Source organism: Silvanigrella sp., assembly GCF_044369315.1.
In the GTDB taxonomy this organism is placed as follows: domain Bacteria; phylum Bdellovibrionota_B; class Oligoflexia; order Silvanigrellales; family Silvanigrellaceae; genus Silvanigrella.
This window is the reverse complement of the sequence record NZ_JBIPMD010000354.1, coordinates 1-16,717: the sequence shown is the minus strand read 5'-3', so window position 1 is coordinate 16,717 and position 16,717 is coordinate 1. Positions and strand designations below refer to the sequence as shown.

Sequence of the window (16,717 nt, the reverse complement as noted above, 5' to 3'; positions counted from 1 at the left end):
TATTACACCGTTGGACTTGGCGGAGAAGTTGAAGCAGGACCCGAAAGAACACCAGCATGAACATGTTTTGCTAGTGAAACTGTTTCTTTTGCTGCCGTAACATCTTCTCCTGCGCTTATTTTCGTTTCAGCTTTTAGCGAACTGCAAACAACATTTTTACACTCAATATCGCCATTAAATTTTGATATTGACGCATCAATTGTTACTTTTTCAGTTTTTATATTTGCATTTTTGCATTGAATATTAAGAGCTTGTTCACTTTTAATTTCAATTGATTTTGCAGCTTCGATTGTTACTTCATCGCTGCTTTTTATATTTAAAGGCTTTTCTGCTGAAATGTATATATGCAAGCTGCATAAACGCAAAATATTTTTACCGTGGCGTATTTCAATAGAATCTTTTTCAAATGGCTCTATTTTTTGCCTTGCTCTTAAGCATGGAAAAGCTACTGCATCGGATAAATTAAACTTTCTAATATCATCGGGATCTACAACGTCCCCGTCCGAATGTAGCCAGCCGTCTATAGACCGCTCAGAAATTAAAACTAGGACAGTGTCGCCCTCAGACACTGGCAATCCGATCACGCAATCTTTCGCTGCATAAAAAAGAATTGGCACGTCATGAAGCACGGGCAGATCTAAAACCGTCCCATCTCTAAATTTTTTTTTGATAGTTGGCTGCAAGTCGGCCACTTGCCTATCATGATCATATCTCAAAATTTTTGCAGGAAAGCTTGTGTGTATTTCGTTTAATATTTTATCAACATGTGCATGTATAACTTCACTAATCGAACTCATTTTTAATTTACCTCAACACCAAAACCTTTAGTTAACCAATCGCCGCTTAAATAATTTCCCTTGTGTTCAACCTCAACAATTTTAAAAGCAGCGTTTACATCTTTTTCATTATCTATTTTGATCATTGATAATATTTTAATTCCACCAGTTAAATAGGCTTCAAAATTAACACCATCCACTGGCTTTTTTTCTTCTTTTAAAACTACAGGGTCATTTTTTGTTTTTTCGGCAGTAATCAGTCCGCTAGAATAATCCAATAAAATTCCTAACATTTGAGTTGACTTATTATTAGCAGAAACAAACAAAAGATTATTTTCAATTGAAAATGACATATTTACACTTGCTAATATATTCGCTAATTCTGACCTTACTAATCCACAACAACTATAACCATTTCTATATATTTTACTTGATAATATATCGGAGTTATAAACACTCCCCATAGCCATTTCATTTTCACTTTTTAAAAACTCAGAACATAAATAATTAACAATTGTTAAGGCATTTGTTCCAGCAGGAAAGGACTTTGAAACTTTTGAATCTCTTGCAGCAAGGAAACCTTCGACCGCTTCTATATTTGTTTCGTATTCAATACCTGTGTGTTTTGATGATGATTTTGTTATCTTACCTTCAAATATTGTCGTTACATCATCTTTATAACCTGCCTTAAAAATAAGGACTAAATTTTTCTTTGAGGACAAAATATTTCTATATTCTGTGTCAAGATTAATTATTTTAATTTGCATAGAATTTAATTTTTTATCATTTTTAATCGTTTTCTTAATAGTAAACTCAATTTCATTTTCTGAAATTTCAAAACCAGATTGCCCAAGCTGTCCTATTGTAAGAAAATATTTTCTATCGTACTTAATCATATTTATTCTCTTTTATTTCTTGAATTTCTTTTTCTGTAAGATAAAATAATTTAAAATCTTTTCCAAAACTATCTAATGTAGGCAATAGTTCAATATTTTTAATATTAAAACCGATAATTTCACCTTTAAATAAGTTTTCAATTTTAAATCTTTTTACTAATGGAATAAAAGGCAATATTTTTATATTTAATAATATGTTTTCATTTCTCATGTTCTTTATTGTTAGTCGCCAGCGTTCGTCTCTTGTGTTCCAACAAAAATCTAAAATGTAAGCCTGATTATCAAACGATGTTACCTGTGTAAAATATGAACTATCTGCATTTATAATTATTTCGTTAAAGTCTTTCACAATGCACCACCAAAAATATTTGCAGCTTTTTTAACTCCTTCTTTTCCTGACTCATAAATTTTAGTAACAGCACTTTTTTTCTCTTCTGGAGCCTTTTTAACGTCATTCTTTCCCGTGTCTTTTTTCTTCTCAACTTTAGGTTTTTCTTTTGCTTTTGGCATTTTTGTAGTTTTTGATTTTACAAAAATAAGTTGCTTCATTTCTAGTTTAAATTGAAATGAATTTCCTGTTTCTTCTGTCTCATCATAATCAAATTTTGTTAAAACGAGGTCTTTAATTTCTTCACGGTCAGAAAGAAATAATGAAAAAACTTCTTTTGATTTATTAAGCTCTTCTAAGTATTTTCTGCCTTCTGAAATATAATCATTTTCATCATTTTCTTTAACTTCAATTGTTGAATTCGATGTTGTATTCCCATTTATTAGTTGATCAATTGCGTTAAAAAATCCGCTTTTTGGTTTTACTTTTATTTCATCATCATTAGCATAAAAAGAAGGAGTATTTGATATAATGCAATCAAGACTTATCTTTAAATTTTCTAATGTTCTCATATCCGACGTAGTATTGCCGTTACCAATTGGCTTTTCTGAGACTTTAGCACTGTGCGATGGTGAATATTTATTGCAACAATGAATATCAAGCGAGTTCCCGTTGCTATCCATAATAAAAGCAAATCCCATTAGCCGCCTCCTGTAGCATCTGCAAGTGAAAGCGAATAATGAGAATCTATTGCATCGGTTAAATGCAATTTAATTTTTGAAGCTAAATCATTTTCATTTAAAGCATTATTTGATGTTACGTTTATATTAATATTTGGTGAATATGTACTTGTTACATTATTGTTAGGTTTTTGCATTGGATAAATCATAGGAGCGGCTGATCTATAGTCACGATAATTTTCAGCTTTAGGAATAACATTTGCTAATATTTCATTAAGTTTAGGTTGATTTATTTTCGGGCTAATCTCAACAAATTCAGCTTTTATATTTTCAAATACTTTTCCTAGCTTTCCTGATATTTTACTTGCAAATTTAATTATTGGGTTTATCACATACTCAAAATATTTATCTTTAATTGTAGTAAATATATTAATAAGAAAATCTTTGACTATGGTAAAAGCACTAAAAATATTTTTCCCTATTATCAGACCAAAATCAGCGAATTTATCAACAAATTTTTTAGTTATAGATTGTAACCATAGAGATATTTTAGTTCCAAATACTGAAAATTTGTTAACCCATTCAATTGAATTATTATAAATCCAATTTGATATTTTAGTTCCTAAATTTGAAAACCAGTTTAAAAATGAGTTAAAAAGCTCTTTTAATTTATTAACAACTAATCCAAAAACAGATTTACCACCTTGAAAATGGGTCATGATATCTTCAACTAATAAAGCAATAACAGCAACAACGGCAATAACTCCCGCAACAATTAACCAAAGCGGTAGAGTCATTAGAATTTCCGCAATTGCCGCTTTTCCTGCTGCAATAGCAAGTAAACCATCAACTATAATCATAATATTTGTTACAACAATATTTGCTAGCATTGCAATTTTATTTGCATTTAATGCTAATGTTATAGCGGTAATTGCGCCAACAACTGACCACATAATAGCAGGAGCTTTTTTAAACGATTCAAAAAATCCTTCAATTATATATCCCGTAATTTCAATAACAGGTTTTAAAGCTTTCATTGTTAGCGAAAAAAAATTTAATGCTTTAACCGCTAGTTTTGTAAAACCAGAATTTCCTATTTGCTCTTGCAACAAAAAAATTTCATTTTTAAAATTAATTAATGCAGCTTTTGGGCTTTTTAAATAAGCTTCCACACCATCTTTATAGACCGAATAACCAGAGTCACTTATAAGCTCTGCTCGTTGTTCGGCTGTCATCCCTTTTAATTTTGCATCAGCTACTTTTTTACCACCGAGTCTTTTTTCAATTTCCTGCAAAATAATTGTGTCATCGCCTAGCTCTCGTTGCTTTAATTCAGCCATTGAAGCAGTACCAGCGATAAAATCAGTCACCCCTTTTTGCACTCGTTGCAACGTTGCTGGATCACTTATGCTTGCACCAGCATAAGCAACTTGTAATTTTTTGTAGACTTCTAGTGATTTATCCACGCTAATATCAGAGAACGACATCTGCTGTTGGAATTTACCGAATTCATCTGTTAAATGCTTTATCGACATTCTTGATTTATGGGCGAAATCAATAACTTTTTGCAACTGAGCCGTTGCTATTTCTGGGGATTTTGTCGCATTAATAAGCTGGTTTTTAGTATTTTCAAGACCTGCGTTTACGTCAAATGTTTTTTTGATTGCTTCAAATCCTACAAATCCAGCAATAACTAATTTTAATTTACCCATTACAGCAGAAACTTTATCAACAGATTGTCCAAATTTATCAACGGATTCTCGGCCTTTATTCATTTCATTTTCGATATTGGTCATGCCGTTTTTTTCAAAATCAATTGTAAACTTAGCAAAAAAATCAGCTAATAAATTACTTGCCATTGTTATATTTACTCTCTATTTCTTTATTATATTGGTATTCAAATTCTGCATTTTTCTCAAACTGCTCTAGTGTGTCCATAATATCTTCTAGTGTAAATTGATTAAATAATTGCGTCTTTGATATTTTATACTCGTAACAAATGCGCATTATTGCGGGGTCAGTTGTACTTTCTTCAGCCATTCTACGAGAGAGTGACTTGACCCAACTACTCGCTCGATCACTCCCCCGATATCTTTTTTTAGGATTTCAGATAAACAATTATGCTTAATGATATGAACAAATAATTCAATAATTGTTAGAACAGACATTTCATTTAATTTTTTTTCATCTATTCCAAAATTATTTTCAGAACACTTTTTTACAAAATAAGAAACTGTATCAAAATCTAATTTATTAATTATTTTATCTATAATTGCGTCAATATCTTTGTCTTTATTTTCTAATTTATAGCTAGTTGTTTTTTCCACTTGCTTAAAGCTGCTAGCAACAACACTTAAAGAAGATAAACATTTCATCATTAAATCATATCTATCTTTTGTCCCTAACCTGTGCACTTTGTAAGTATGATCATCAATTTTTAATTCTAAAATATTTGTATTTTCCATTTTTAATCTTTAACTCCCGCAATATTTATTCTTAAATCTGTTAAGCTAAATTCCCATTCAATCGCTTTTTCATCCGCATCAACTTGTAGTTCTGGCCATTTAACAATGCGACCCATTGCAGTAACGGCCGTTGCTCCATTCGTGTGTCTTAAGACAATTGGAATTCTTTTTGTTCCGTTTGTGACTATTTCATCTGCATTTAATAAACCAGAAAACGCTAGATTTGTTGGAGATGTTGAAAATATATTTAGCTTCATAGTTCCCGTTTTATTTGGGTTTTTTATTTCTACCACATCCCCTTTAATTCCACTTTTTAATTTATAAACCTCGACAGAGCGTTGAATTTTTATAGCTGTCCCATCAGAAAAACCGTCAACTTCAGCACCACCGATTAGCAAAATGTAACATTCTGGATTGTAAATCATTTTTATTTCCTTATATTTTATATATAACTTTTGCTTTTATTTTAACAATAGATCCGAGCACTGTAAACTCGTAAGAAACATCTGATAAAACACCATTAATTTTATCATCATCAGAAATCTTGCTAATATCAGGCATATTTATTTTATAATTTTCATCAATTATTTTTTTCGTTTTTGCAGCATAATCAAGAAATTCAATAAATTTAGATTCTAGCTGCATAAGTCCAACTTTAGAATATAAAATTTTATCTTTTTTAGTTAACAACGAGTAAAAGCATTCCTGAATTCTTGCATTAATAAAATCCATAGTTATTTTAATATCAATAAAATTTCCAGCAGAAAATTTTCCATACCTTAAAACATTTATTCCCGAAATTTCTTCATAGGTGTTAACGTTTTTAGATTCCAAATTATTATATTTAGTTGTTGAAATATAATCGGGTTTAATTCCTACAATTGTTTTATACGCAAGCGTTGCTGTTCCTGCATCATATGCCATAGCAAGTCCAATCGCTCCCATTTCAGGATATTTGTCTGAATCATTTGAAAAAATAATTCCTGAACTTTTAAAAGAATTTTTCTTAAGTAAAGAACCAATATCTTTTGAATTTTCTTTATATGGGGTATCACTAACATCTTTTGAATTTGTTGATGTTAAAAACATTTTTTTTGTTGTTTCAATGTATCTTGCAACATTTAAAACATCATCAGGGGTTTTTGAATAAATCCCTAACGCATACCATGAGTTATTTACATCTGTTATTTTTGTAATACATGTTATTATATCATCGACACTTTTATCATCTTTTTTTGTAAGAGGTGCCACCATTAATTTACTTGGCCGCGGACTTTGTGCAAAATATGAACTAGCTGCAATATAAGCTTTATCTGTTATTAAAAAACCATCTGCAATTAATTCTTTTGGTTCCTTATAAAACCTAAACATATCTGTAAATGTTTGCGGTGCTGTATCAGCAATAAATAAAGCAATGTTAAAACTTGTTTTATCTGGTGCTTTTAATTCGCTTATTACTGTTAATTCCATTATATCATCAAGATTTGCCATTTATTTCTACCTTTTTAATAAAATATATTTTTTCTTTTATTTCTTCTATTGTCTTAAAATAAGCTTCAAAAGTTAATCTTGGTTTTATTGATTCTGTTTCATTTAATTCAGTTGTATTTATAATTGCTGAATTTTTTAACCAAGAAATATTTAAATTTATTAACTCATTTCTTATATCCGAATTTGATTTTAAATTAATTAATTTTATTGCCATTTCACTTGCATTTTGTCCTAAACAATCAAATTGTAAAACCATATTCATTCTTTGTTTTTTATAAATGTATTGATTATCTTGATTTACTTTTTCAGAAAAACCTACAGGTTCATAGGAAAGTAATTTCATACAAGAATAATCATTTAAAGGTTTTTTAAATTCTTGTTCTGAATAAACAACATATTTAGTGTCTAAATATTTAGATAATATTTTTTGAATGTCTCTCATTTGTTTAATGATTATCATTGATAACCTCATAACTAAACGCAATACATTCAAAATGCGAAGACCTGCCTATATCATATTTATCTATAATTTTAACTTCGTAATCTAAATCATTATAGTTAAATTTATCTTTTATTTTAAACTCATTTTTAAGGTCTGATATTAAAATAATAGATGATTTTATATTTTGTAAATCTCTATCAATAGTCAATCTATTCCCTTGATATGGCTGACAAGTAGCATATAATTCTATTTTTTCATTGGTATTTATTTGATATATACCTTCAACAAAATCACCAACGGAACGAGTAACAATAAATTTTTTAGGCTTGATAGTTTTCACTTTTCAACCCTCCAGCTTACAGATCTTCTAAGCTGCCCTTTTTCAATTAATGGACGGCTAGAACGCTTTTTATTTATTGTTCTTTTACTATTTTCTTTAAAATTCCCGTCCGTAAATTGCTTTTGAATTTCCTGCATAGCAAAAACGCCCACTTTTCTTAGTGCAGGTCGGAACCCTATTTTTAAATTAATTATGTTTTTAAACGCATCTTCTAATTGCGATTTAAAATTATTATTCTTAATTAATGCTTGACGCATAAATGGACGAGAGGGTATTTTTTTATTTCCATACTCATTAATTTTGGCAATAGTTGCTAATGTTAGTTTTGAATTTTTAGCTTTTTGCCCATCAAAAAAACCAACTTTTAAACAGGCTCCTGAAGCTTCAAGAAGGGCTTGCTTTAATTTATTAAACTTTTCTTTATTTATAATGATTTTAGTTGTCATTGTATCTCTTCACCCTTGGATTATCACCAATAAAATCATCAAATTGAGGTTTAACTAAATTCCTATCACGTTGATTTTCTTGGTAATCTTTCTCATAAACTCCCCCTATATATATACTGGGAGCCTCGCATAGCTTGGTTTCATATTCTTTTAATAATTGCCTATAATTTTCAGATAGTTGAGAGTATTTGAAAGAAACTTTTCCATTAGTTTCGTCGATATATCGTGAAAATTTTGCTAATAAAATTTTGCAAGCTTCGGTAACTAAACAGGCTGTTGAGTTATATTTTTTTATAAGAAAATTTATTTCTTGATCCGACAATAGAGCGTCAGCCTCGTCCGTGTCTTGTAGCAAAAATCGGATCTCATCTAATTTTGATTTTGCAGGGTCGCCCGAATACGAAAATGCCATAATTTATACCATTTCAAAAATTTAATGTTTTTTAAGAGATTTTAACGTTTCTTTATTTTTTACTAACTCATACTCATTTTCTTTTTTTTCTTCTTTAAAAATGCCATTTAAATCAATTTTATAAAGTAACGCTGTTAGCTCTAATTCTTTTTTATTGCCGATTAGTTTTTTAGTGTAATAAATTTGTAACGCCCAATTACTAAGCAAATTTGGATCTATTTTTTCGCCAAAGCTAAAAATACGGCTACCGATTGCTAGACCACGGGGTACTAGCAAAAAAAGATCTTCCGATGTTGTTACTTTATAGTTGTTCATATTTTATTTTTCTTTTTTAACAATATTAGATAAAAAGAAACCTAGTTCTTTTCCAATTAATTTATGGTTATATGCTTCCCAAGTTTCAACGACGTAGCAGGATTTTCTTTCGTCAAAATATCTTTTTGTTCCTACGCTTCCGTTGCCTGCATTTGCACTAAAAGAATTGCCCGCAAACATTGATTCTTGGACACCTGTATATTCAAAAGTATAGCCAGAAGCGGGAACTTCAAGCCCTGCTTCTGGAGGAACGTAACAGAGCAGTGCAGAATTTGGATCGCAAACATATGTATTACCATCTACATTAAAATTACCGTTAGGACTCAAGTTGTGCACAGCTTTACTAATATAAATATTTTCTAGCTCAAATAAATTTTTAAGAACATTAATATTTGCTTTTGAAGGATTATCATTTGATCCAGAGTGAATGATACGAGCAATAATTTCTCGATGCTCAAGCAAAGCATCAAATACATTGTAACCCAATATCATTGTATTAGGAGTTAAAGTTGTTCTTAAGTGAATTGATGATTTAGCACTTTTTACGTCTTTAATCGGTGAGGATGTTTCTTTATTCCAAAAATTAAATTTTGATTGATTATTTGCTGTACTCTCAACGCCTTCAACATCATTTTGCCAAAGTCCTTTTGTGAAAAAAGCTTTTGCAAATTCTCTTTCTCTTTTAATTAAAAAATTTCTTGCTAATGTTTTTGTTGCAACTTTTTCAACATTTTGAACTTTATCTATTTCTCTCATTTTCTCTGTTGAAATTTCAACACCCAATTTAAATGTAGGGCAATAGTAAGAAACGGGCGAAGCTAATGTAATATCAATAATTGGAGCCTGCCCTTTTGGCGCAACTTGTTCAACGTTTGATTGCAAAAATTGGCTTGAATCAAACTGATAATATACATCACTTCTTTCCTCTACAGGAACAGAAGGAAACACCTTGTCAGCTAAAAATTCCTCATCTTTCTGTAAATATGCAACTGATACATTTGTTAAAGCTTTTGCAAGCCTTAGTTTTGTTTTGATATCCACTTCCATTTTTATTTTCCTTTAATATTTTTTTGAATGTAAACTTCAATTATTTGTCCTTTTGTTCCCTTTTCTAAAGCTTTTCCTAAAACAATTTGATTTTCTATTGCTTTAATTGCGCAGCCATCCGCATCAGAAGCAAGAAAATCTCCTGTAGCTATTTCAGCACCACATTTAATTTGAGAAAAACCAAAATAGCGGACTAATACAGGACAATCTTTGTAATAATCATCTTGTGTAATTCCGTCAGCATCTTCCCCAAGTTTAGCTTTATAAATTTTTCTATCTTTAATACTGCAAAATCTATACTGTTCAATATCTTTTTCAGCTAAAATAAAATAGCCAATATCTAAGCCTGTTCCTGAAACTGTCATTTGTTACCTCTTATTTAGCATCCATAGCCATTGCATAGGCTTGCTCTTTTGTTAAATTTGGTTTTGATTTTAATATTTTTATTGCTTCAATTTCATATTTATCTAGATCTGTTGTTGTTTTATCTTCTGGGTTATCCGCGCCTACAGATTCAAAATCATCTTTATTTTTAATTGTACTTAAAGCGCATTTAAAAGCTTTTTCAATTGGAATATATTTTTCATCGTCATTTAAATACATATTTAATAAAGTTTCTTCTAAACTTTCATCAATAGCCATATGTTTTTTAATTTCAATAAAATTAGTTTCAAACTCCTTTCTTTTTGTTTCTTTTTGTGCTTTTTCTATTTTCTCCATTTTTTCATTTTGTTTTTTAATAAATTCTTTAAGAGCTGGAGAAGCTGATTTTAATAGCTCTATTTCATCATCGTTTTTATTTTCATCTTTTTTTGTTAAATTAAATTCAGATAAAAGTTTATTAAATAAATCTTTATCTTCAGAAAATGATTTTTTGATATCTTCAAAATCCATTTTATCTTTCCTTTTTGATAACGATAAAAAATATGTTTCGTTAGCAGGTATATCTACTATCGAAATTTCGTTTACTTTTAATACAGAGATTTCGGTTAGTTCATTAAATTTAGAATCTATGTTTTTTGATTTTTTGATTTTCTTGTGGCCGCCACCTTTTCCACCAATAGAAAAGCCGTTATATTTACCTTCTTTTATTTCATCTTTTAATTTATCAGTAAGAATTTCAAATTTTCCAACCCAAGAGCCTTTTTTAATTACTACATCATTAAATATCTCTTCATTTTCTAAAACTCTTGATTGAACCATTGATAAGTCATCTGATATTTTGTAGTGATTTTTTCCAATCTGTAGTTTTTTTTCTTTTAAAAAATCATTAGCTGCTTTTTCTATTGCTTGCTCTGTAAAATAATGACCTTCATAATCTACAACATTAGGTTGAATAATTAGGCCAGTAATATATTTAAAATCGTCGCTTACATCTATTGATTTTGTAACGTAACTAAAATAATCCATTTTTTTTCCTTTCAGATTAAAATAATAACTATGCAGCGGCAACCGTTATGCAAAATTGGAGACCTTGCAGAAAATCCGCTGCTAGCAATAAAATTTTCATTCATTTTTGCTTCCACATTATTTAAACTTCCGCACAAATGACATTGTCTTTCATCCCGTGCGGTCAACCATTTTTGAATTGTATTTGCTGAAATATCGCCATCTTCATACATTTGTTGTTGCATTAAATAACGACCATAAGAAACAGCTCTTGCCGATTCTGTGAGTGCTATATTTTCGCTTCTAATTTTAAGCATTGTTTTTGCTTTATTTTCTAATATTTTTGTAATCACATTTTGACTAGTATTATTAGATATTAAATTCTTTTCCAGTTTATTTAATGCCTCAACTTGAACCCTATTCAAGCCAATATTATTTTCTATTTTTTTTGCTATATATTTATATGATAATTGCTGGTCAAGACCTTCTCTTAAAATATTTTCGATATTTTCTTTTTGTTGATTGGTTATATTATCAATAAAATGTTTATCTATAAGCTTTAATTCTTTTGAAACAATTTCACGATCTAGATCTAAAATAACTTTTCTCTTTTTTTCTGTATTTTCAGCAGCTAGATTGATAGTGTTTAATATTAAAGGTTTAAATTGAGATAAATAATTTTTAAAATCATCGAATCGTGTTGCTTTAGTAAGCTTATTTAAATTTTTATCTTCTATGGCTTGAACAATATCATTGAAATCTATTTCTTGCTTAACATGTGAAACAACATCAAGAAATAATTCTTTATATTCTCTTTCCATTTTTGACATGAGAAAATCAGCAGTCAGCATATTTTCTCCTCTATCTCATCTATTTGCGCAATATTACAACGTCTTCTTGCTTCTTTTTCAACTTTCTTTTCGTTGGTAATAATTCCTACTTGTGCAAGTTTCATCACGCCATTTGCAAATTTTTCAAAATTTAATGTATCAACTGCACCATGTTTTAATTTACAGATATTTGTTTTATCCCATCCATTTTTATCATATATATCAGGTATTAAAGAGTCATTTAAAACCGTTTCTATTACATCTAAATAATGTTCAAGAGATTGTACGAATAATTCTATTTTTACTTCGGCTAGGTTGTATGTACCACCTGCTTTTTTAGCTCCCATAAATAAAAAATCTGTGAGCATTTGAATTGCCATGTTTGATTCGTAACGTTCTATTATTATATTTGTATCAACTAAACGTTGTCCCCCAGATTGAAGTAGTTGCATATCATATATATATTTTCCTTTTTCATCTGTATCAGAAGGTAACACGTGAACGGATTGAGTGTTTTTCTTTACATTTGCACCTTGTTTTTTAAGTCCTGCACAAAGTTCTTTTTCTTTGTCTGAGGCATCGCTTGCCATGATTTTTGCAGGAATACGCAAAACAGGAACGCCCACAAAATCTTTTTCAACGCCAATGGCTTCTATTCTTTTTAATTTTTTGACTATTTGATAATTATCGTAAGAACCACGCATAATTGATAAACCTTCAGGGTTATCACCCTCTGTCGTAGTTCTGAAATGCAATAGTTTTTCAATTGGTATATATATTTCTTTTCCATTAAATGGGCTAATTTGATAAGCCCCTAGAATAGTTCCATATCTGTCAAATTCCCATTTATGAATTGTTTTTTGCGAACGCAAGGGAAGTTTTCTTGGAGCAATCAAACCATCTTTATGATTATTTTTTGAATAAAATCTTTTGTCTTCAACATTACATCCCAATCTTTTTTTCCAAATTTTTTCACATAGACTAAAACCAAATGGAATAAATGTGATAAAATCTTCAAGGCATTGCTGAAATGGTTTTTCCATATCTTCAAACATTGACCAACAAAGATCCGCTTCTCTAGGTGATTTATTTACTTCCATTTTCCATTTTATATTCATTAGTAATTGATTTAATAAATGAATACTTGGGCTAAAAATATCGCCTTTTCTCATCTCATCAAAAATGTGTGCTTTATTTTCCGATCTTAATTCTGGGATAAAATCTTCATATATATAACCACAGCTTTGAAGCAGGCCAGTTTCTCCTAGCTCAATATAGCTTTCTTTTTTTTCTATTATTTCCTCTTTTTCTTCAGAAATCATAAGTAAATTCACTCTTATAATATAAAGATTCAATATCTAAATTAAAATTTGTTGGAATTAATATTGTTTGAAATTTTTGAAACGCATGACTTATGGCTTGTGTTAAGGCATCAACAAGATCGTCTTTTGCTGCTCTTGGAAAGCCTAACGCTTGATCAGTAAGAACAAGCATTTCAGGCAAATCTTCTTCAGTTGGAAAAAGAACATCACCAGCTTCTAAATTTGATGTAATAGCATTGCCTCTTGTTACTTTATCTTCACATGGATTTACCATGATTATGCCAGTAACTTTATCTTTTATTGCATCGGCAACTGCTTCTCCATTTGCTTTTGCTTCAATTACAATTGCATTGGTTTTGTATTTATAATATTCATCTAGAACTACATTAACAGTATCTATAAATCCTAATCTTTTATTGATAATATTAAGAAGAAAAGCTTTATTTCTTTTCATTCCAAAAGTAAGTCCAGCAACAAAATCAGATGTTGCATTCTTTTTGAAAGGAAAATCCCATGATGAAAAAATATAATCAAATTCTTTTGGAAGTTGTGAAGGATGATAGCGATTATTATCAAAATAATATTTTTTAAATAAATTCCCTTCAAGCAATCTTGGGTTTTGTTGATACAAAGCTTGCCAATGTTCAGGAGCCATCGAATTTTTAGTTTCGAGCATTTCTTGCAATTTAAAACGCGTAGGATGTAAGGTTTCGCCTATTTTTCTAAAGCTTTCATCTTCCTCAGCTATCGCTTTATATTTCACAACTTTCCAACGGTCGCCAAATTCTTTTATTAAACGGCCAGCGACATCATCTTCTGCCCAGCGAGTAAGTACAATAATAATTCCGCCACCAGGTGCGAGCCTTCGTGACAAAACCGTTTGCAGCCAATTATATTGATCATCTTTTTTATTTTTTGATAATGCCTCGCTTAATGATTTAATCGGGTCATCTAAGATGACAATATTGCCGCCATATCCGTTAGTTTGTCCGCCAATTCCTACAGCTTTTAAAACTGATCCGTTACTTAAGCCCCATTCTTTTACAGATTTTAATTTTTTATTTACTGAAATATTATTCCAATATTTTTTTATATAATCATGCTCAACAAGGTCTCTTGAAATTCTCGAAAATTTATTTGATAGATCTTGATTTGCACTAGCAATAATCACTTCAAAACGTGGATTATTAAGCATTGCAAAAAGAGGAAGCCTAATTGTTGCCGTCTCGCTTTTTAAGTGACGTGGTGGCATATTAATAATTAAACGAGGGGATTTTCCTTGTAATACATCATCATAAAATTGTTGGATTTGAAAAAAATAGTCATTTAAATAATAGCCATCTATATAATTCGGAACAGTATTTTTGACAAAAGGCGCAAAACTATTTCTATATATTTCATGTTCTAAATTTAATAGTTGTTTATCAAAGTCCACTGGAACCCTCCGTAAGTAATCACGGATGGCAGATTTTGTAAAGACTTATTTATATGCAAGTTGCATAAGTTTAATCTATATTTTATGCAAGCTGCATAAATTTTGAGTTATCCACATTTAAAAAATTGATTTATCCATGCAGAACATAAGAAAAACAATATTGCTAGATTTTTAATCTTGAATAAAATTATCTCAAATTTTATAAAATGTCATTATTTTTAATGTCATTAAATATTTTGTCATAAATATTATTGACAATTCCATTATTTTGATATATAATAAAGCAGTATTTAACCTACTGAAAATATAGGAGGTTTTAAGTGAATGCAGTTAAAAACCTAGAAGAATATGAAGTTATCGTCGACTCAAGGGAATCCATACGATTGCCACAAGAAATAAGAGAGCAACTTAAAATATCGAAAGGAACTATTTTTATCGTGAAACCAGATAGTAACGGAAATTTATATTTAATTAAAAAAGATGATGACCTTATTAAAAAAGAACTTCTCGAAAAGAAAAAAAAGTTTATGAAGCATTTTAAAAATATTGATTTATCCAAAAAAGAAGAAGTTACTTCAGATGAATTTATTAAAGAAGAAAGAAGATTTTGAGGATGATTTTAAAAGTTGTTGTTGATACTAGCTTTCTTATTAATTTAATGATTCCAACTGAACCAAAACACGAAAAATGTAAAGAATATTTTTATGACTCTATGCATGAGTTTATTGCTCCAGATTTTATTTTAATAGAAATTGCTTCTTATTTTACAAGAGTACTTAATCTAAATAAAAAACAATTAAATGAAAACATAGATGAAATAAAATCACTTATTAATATACATAATAGTTATAATAATTACGAAGACGTATTTGATATAATTTATAAGTACAAAACTAGAGGAGCAGATTCTTTATTTGTTAAATTAGCAGACAAATATAAATGCGAATTATTGACATGCGATAAAGATCAAGCTGTCAAATATGAAAAGTCTATTTTATTTTAAAACAACCCCATGATATTGCAAATTAAACCCTTTAATGTTAAATGTTTTTTGTATGATTATTAAATGTTATGGAAATAATTCCATGAAAAATAATACAATTAAAGGGTTAATATTATGAGTCAAAAAAAAATTAAAAACTTTAGAAAAAAAATGCGCGAGATCGTCAACAAAGAATTTTCTTCTATCATCGACGAGGTCGCATGTGAACTTGGTTTTGATGAAAATGAGTTAAATAAGTGGTATATTTTGGCAGTCTCTGCAAGAATGATGTTACCTGAAAAAAATGTCGAAGAATTTCTTCCTAGCAATTTCGCTTCTATATATACAGGACTTTTAAAAAATGCTGACATTACCCCCGACAACCCTGAGAGCGACACTTTTGATGCGTTTTTTTCTTTTGCAATGAAACATTCTCAAAGTGTTTTAACATCTCCTATTGCTCCAAGAACAAAATCCCCGATAATTGGCTCAGACCTTTTAAAGAATTTTTAAAAAAATTATGAAACTTTATAAGAACGAAAAAATTTTATTAAAAAAATACTTGGACTCCCTTGTTATGTGTATTTGTAGTTTTATACCTGAAGAGCAGGTTAAAGGGATTATTAAAAACTGTAATACATATGCCGAAGTAATTTCACAAATCGCTGAATCAATTAAAATTAAAGAAGTCGATGGCTGGATTGGGGAAGATTTAAGAGAAGATCAAATGAACGTCCTCACGATCATTTCTGAAATGTATTTAAAAAGGTACAAAAGCAAATATAAAACTATTGAAAAGCCGAGCGAGATATTATCATGGTTTTCTGTTTTGCTAGAAAACTCTCTCTTAAAATCAGAAAATATAATAAAAAGAAAATCTTAATAATTATTATAAAAATATAATAATATAATTAACGTTTTATATTTAGTGCCTTTATCTATGCTTTAGAATGCTCCTAGATCCTTACTTTCATGAATCTACCTTAATCATATCGGTTCTGTTGCAAATAATTAGGAGCTACGAAAGATTGGGTTGTTACTTTTCAAGAATGTCCCCTCTAGGCGCAATTATCCAGCGAGGGAGCTAAATTGCTCCCAAATAGGCAAATGACTTTTAAATT

23 protein-coding genes are annotated in these 16,717 nt (G+C 29.6%); 4 read left to right on the top strand and 19 right to left on the bottom strand.

The annotated features are described in order from the left end of the window. Positions 1 to 2: 2 nt before the first annotated feature. From ACIQ56_RS16855 to terL, 19 genes are all read right to left on the bottom strand, one after another. Positions 3 to 797: a Gp138 family membrane-puncturing spike protein gene (locus ACIQ56_RS16855; protein WP_397602197.1), complete on the bottom strand. Its 795-nt coding sequence runs from the start codon at positions 795 to 797 to the stop codon at positions 3 to 5. Between the two features lie 2 nt (positions 798 to 799). Beyond that, complete coding sequence (locus ACIQ56_RS16850) at positions 800 to 1,672, bottom strand: hypothetical protein (RefSeq protein WP_397602196.1); 873 nt, start codon at positions 1,670 to 1,672, stop codon at positions 800 to 802. Beyond that, complete coding sequence (locus tag ACIQ56_RS16845; protein WP_397602195.1) at positions 1,665 to 2,021, bottom strand: phage baseplate plug protein; 357 nt, start codon at positions 2,019 to 2,021, stop codon at positions 1,665 to 1,667. The genes ACIQ56_RS16850 and ACIQ56_RS16845 overlap by 8 nt, the downstream gene beginning before the upstream one ends. Further along, positions 2,018 to 2,701, bottom strand: coding sequence for a phage baseplate protein (locus ACIQ56_RS16840; RefSeq protein ID WP_397602194.1), 684 nt, complete (start codon positions 2,699 to 2,701; stop codon positions 2,018 to 2,020). Before ACIQ56_RS16840 ends, ACIQ56_RS16845 begins: the two co-directional genes overlap by 4 nt. Then, the gene (locus ACIQ56_RS16835) at positions 2,701 to 4,539 is read right to left on the bottom strand and encodes a hypothetical protein (protein WP_397602193.1); all 1,839 of its coding nucleotides are present in this window, start codon (positions 4,537 to 4,539) and stop codon (positions 2,701 to 2,703) included. Before ACIQ56_RS16835 ends, ACIQ56_RS16840 begins: the two co-directional genes overlap by 1 nt. A gap of 147 nt (positions 4,540 to 4,686) precedes the next feature. Next, positions 4,687 to 5,145 carry a phage tail assembly chaperone gene (locus ACIQ56_RS16830; RefSeq protein WP_397602192.1) on the bottom strand — a complete coding sequence of 153 codons (459 nt, stop codon included), beginning with the start codon at positions 5,143 to 5,145 and terminating at the stop codon, positions 4,687 to 4,689. A gap of 2 nt (positions 5,146 to 5,147) precedes the next feature. Further along, positions 5,148 to 5,570: a phage structural protein gene (locus ACIQ56_RS16825; protein ID WP_397602191.1), complete on the bottom strand. Its 423-nt coding sequence runs from the start codon at positions 5,568 to 5,570 to the stop codon at positions 5,148 to 5,150. A gap of 10 nt (positions 5,571 to 5,580) precedes the next feature. Next, positions 5,581 to 6,636 (bottom strand): DUF3383 family protein, encoded by a 1,056-nt coding sequence (locus tag ACIQ56_RS16820; RefSeq protein ID WP_397602190.1) that lies wholly within the window; start codon positions 6,634 to 6,636, stop codon positions 5,581 to 5,583. Then, complete coding sequence (locus ACIQ56_RS16815) at positions 6,623 to 7,096, bottom strand: LIC_12616 family protein (protein ID WP_397602189.1); 474 nt, start codon at positions 7,094 to 7,096, stop codon at positions 6,623 to 6,625. The genes ACIQ56_RS16820 and ACIQ56_RS16815 overlap by 14 nt, the downstream gene beginning before the upstream one ends. Beyond that, positions 7,083 to 7,418 (bottom strand): hypothetical protein, encoded by a 336-nt coding sequence (locus tag ACIQ56_RS16810; RefSeq protein WP_397602188.1) that lies wholly within the window; start codon positions 7,416 to 7,418, stop codon positions 7,083 to 7,085. Before ACIQ56_RS16810 ends, ACIQ56_RS16815 begins: the two co-directional genes overlap by 14 nt. Further along, entirely contained in the window at positions 7,415 to 7,864 is a 450-nt protein-coding gene (locus tag ACIQ56_RS16805; RefSeq protein ID WP_397602187.1) for a hypothetical protein, read from the bottom strand. The genes ACIQ56_RS16810 and ACIQ56_RS16805 overlap by 4 nt, the downstream gene beginning before the upstream one ends. Next, the gene (locus ACIQ56_RS16800; RefSeq protein WP_397602186.1) at positions 7,854 to 8,276 is read right to left on the bottom strand and encodes a hypothetical protein; all 423 of its coding nucleotides are present in this window, start codon (positions 8,274 to 8,276) and stop codon (positions 7,854 to 7,856) included. Before ACIQ56_RS16800 ends, ACIQ56_RS16805 begins: the two co-directional genes overlap by 11 nt. A gap of 21 nt (positions 8,277 to 8,297) precedes the next feature. Beyond that, positions 8,298 to 8,591 carry a hypothetical protein gene (locus tag ACIQ56_RS16795; protein ID WP_397602185.1) on the bottom strand — a complete coding sequence of 98 codons (294 nt, stop codon included), beginning with the start codon at positions 8,589 to 8,591 and terminating at the stop codon, positions 8,298 to 8,300. Between the two features lie 3 nt (positions 8,592 to 8,594). Continuing rightward, a complete protein-coding gene (locus tag ACIQ56_RS16790; RefSeq protein WP_397602184.1) occupies positions 8,595 to 9,638 on the bottom strand; it encodes a hypothetical protein in 1,044 nt (347 codons plus the stop codon). Positions 9,639 to 9,640: 2 nt separating this feature from the next. Then, on the bottom strand, positions 9,641 to 10,003 hold the full coding sequence (locus tag ACIQ56_RS16785; RefSeq protein WP_397602183.1) for a hypothetical protein: 363 nt from the start codon (positions 10,001 to 10,003) through the stop codon (positions 9,641 to 9,643). 10 nt (positions 10,004 to 10,013) lie between these two features. Continuing rightward, positions 10,014 to 11,048 (bottom strand): XkdF-like putative serine protease domain-containing protein, encoded by a 1,035-nt coding sequence (locus tag ACIQ56_RS16780; RefSeq protein WP_397602182.1) that lies wholly within the window; start codon positions 11,046 to 11,048, stop codon positions 10,014 to 10,016. 11 nt (positions 11,049 to 11,059) lie between these two features. Next, positions 11,060 to 11,878 (bottom strand): phage minor head protein, encoded by an 819-nt coding sequence (locus ACIQ56_RS16775; RefSeq protein ID WP_397602181.1) that lies wholly within the window; start codon positions 11,876 to 11,878, stop codon positions 11,060 to 11,062. Then, positions 11,872 to 13,179, bottom strand: a complete 1,308-nt coding sequence (locus tag ACIQ56_RS16770) for a hypothetical protein (RefSeq protein WP_397602180.1) — start codon at positions 13,177 to 13,179, stop codon at positions 11,872 to 11,874. Before ACIQ56_RS16770 ends, ACIQ56_RS16775 begins: the two co-directional genes overlap by 7 nt. Beyond that, the gene (gene terL / locus ACIQ56_RS16765) at positions 13,169 to 14,614 is read right to left on the bottom strand and encodes a phage terminase large subunit (protein ID WP_397602179.1); all 1,446 of its coding nucleotides are present in this window, start codon (positions 14,612 to 14,614) and stop codon (positions 13,169 to 13,171) included. Before terL ends, ACIQ56_RS16770 begins: the two co-directional genes overlap by 11 nt. 320 nt (positions 14,615 to 14,934) lie before the next feature. Between terL and ACIQ56_RS16760 the strand changes: the two genes are divergently transcribed. The 4 genes from ACIQ56_RS16760 (at position 14,935) to ACIQ56_RS16745 (ending at position 16,479) form a co-directional block, all read left to right on the top strand. After that, entirely contained in the window at positions 14,935 to 15,225 is a 291-nt protein-coding gene (locus ACIQ56_RS16760) for an AbrB/MazE/SpoVT family DNA-binding domain-containing protein (protein WP_397602178.1), read from the top strand. A gap of 2 nt (positions 15,226 to 15,227) precedes the next feature. Next, the gene (locus tag ACIQ56_RS16755) at positions 15,228 to 15,617 is read left to right on the top strand and encodes a type II toxin-antitoxin system VapC family toxin (RefSeq protein ID WP_397602177.1); all 390 of its coding nucleotides are present in this window, start codon (positions 15,228 to 15,230) and stop codon (positions 15,615 to 15,617) included. A gap of 114 nt (positions 15,618 to 15,731) precedes the next feature. Continuing rightward, entirely contained in the window at positions 15,732 to 16,109 is a 378-nt protein-coding gene (locus ACIQ56_RS16750) for a hypothetical protein (RefSeq protein ID WP_397602176.1), read from the top strand. 64 nt (positions 16,110 to 16,173) lie between these two features. After that, positions 16,174 to 16,479 (top strand): hypothetical protein, encoded by a 306-nt coding sequence (locus tag ACIQ56_RS16745; protein ID WP_397602175.1) that lies wholly within the window; start codon positions 16,174 to 16,176, stop codon positions 16,477 to 16,479. Positions 16,480 to 16,717: the final 238 nt, after the last annotated feature.

Coding starts and splice junctions, on each gene's coding strand:
- ACIQ56_RS16855 (WP_397602197.1), bottom strand. CDS start 797: ATGAGTTCGATTAGTGAAGTTATACATGCACATGTTGATAAAATATTA.
- ACIQ56_RS16780 (WP_397602182.1), bottom strand. CDS start 11,048: ATGGATTATTTTAGTTACGTTACAAAATCAATAGATGTAAGCGACGAT.
- ACIQ56_RS16750 (WP_397602176.1), top strand. CDS start 15,732: ATGAGTCAAAAAAAAATTAAAAACTTTAGAAAAAAAATGCGCGAGATC.
- ACIQ56_RS16850 (WP_397602196.1), bottom strand. CDS start 1,672: ATGATTAAGTACGATAGAAAATATTTTCTTACAATAGGACAGCTTGGG.
- ACIQ56_RS16745 (WP_397602175.1), top strand. CDS start 16,174: ATGTGTATTTGTAGTTTTATACCTGAAGAGCAGGTTAAAGGGATTATT.
- ACIQ56_RS16835 (WP_397602193.1), bottom strand. CDS start 4,539: ATGGCAAGTAATTTATTAGCTGATTTTTTTGCTAAGTTTACAATTGAT.
- ACIQ56_RS16775 (WP_397602181.1), bottom strand. CDS start 11,878: ATGCTGACTGCTGATTTTCTCATGTCAAAAATGGAAAGAGAATATAAA.
- ACIQ56_RS16770 (WP_397602180.1), bottom strand. CDS start 13,179: ATGATTTCTGAAGAAAAAGAGGAAATAATAGAAAAAAAAGAAAGCTAT.
- ACIQ56_RS16785 (WP_397602183.1), bottom strand. CDS start 10,003: ATGACAGTTTCAGGAACAGGCTTAGATATTGGCTATTTTATTTTAGCT.
- ACIQ56_RS16825 (WP_397602191.1), bottom strand. CDS start 5,570: ATGATTTACAATCCAGAATGTTACATTTTGCTAATCGGTGGTGCTGAA.
- ACIQ56_RS16830 (WP_397602192.1), bottom strand. CDS start 5,145: ATGGAAAATACAAATATTTTAGAATTAAAAATTGATGATCATACTTAC.
- ACIQ56_RS16755 (WP_397602177.1), top strand. CDS start 15,228: ATGATTTTAAAAGTTGTTGTTGATACTAGCTTTCTTATTAATTTAATG.
- ACIQ56_RS16805 (WP_397602187.1), bottom strand. CDS start 7,864: ATGACAACTAAAATCATTATAAATAAAGAAAAGTTTAATAAATTAAAG.
- ACIQ56_RS16820 (WP_397602190.1), bottom strand. CDS start 6,636: ATGGCAAATCTTGATGATATAATGGAATTAACAGTAATAAGCGAATTA.
- ACIQ56_RS16840 (WP_397602194.1), bottom strand. CDS start 2,701: ATGGGATTTGCTTTTATTATGGATAGCAACGGGAACTCGCTTGATATT.
- ACIQ56_RS16800 (WP_397602186.1), bottom strand. CDS start 8,276: ATGGCATTTTCGTATTCGGGCGACCCTGCAAAATCAAAATTAGATGAG.
- ACIQ56_RS16815 (WP_397602189.1), bottom strand. CDS start 7,096: ATGATAATCATTAAACAAATGAGAGACATTCAAAAAATATTATCTAAA.
- ACIQ56_RS16790 (WP_397602184.1), bottom strand. CDS start 9,638: ATGGAAGTGGATATCAAAACAAAACTAAGGCTTGCAAAAGCTTTAACA.
- ACIQ56_RS16795 (WP_397602185.1), bottom strand. CDS start 8,591: ATGAACAACTATAAAGTAACAACATCGGAAGATCTTTTTTTGCTAGTA.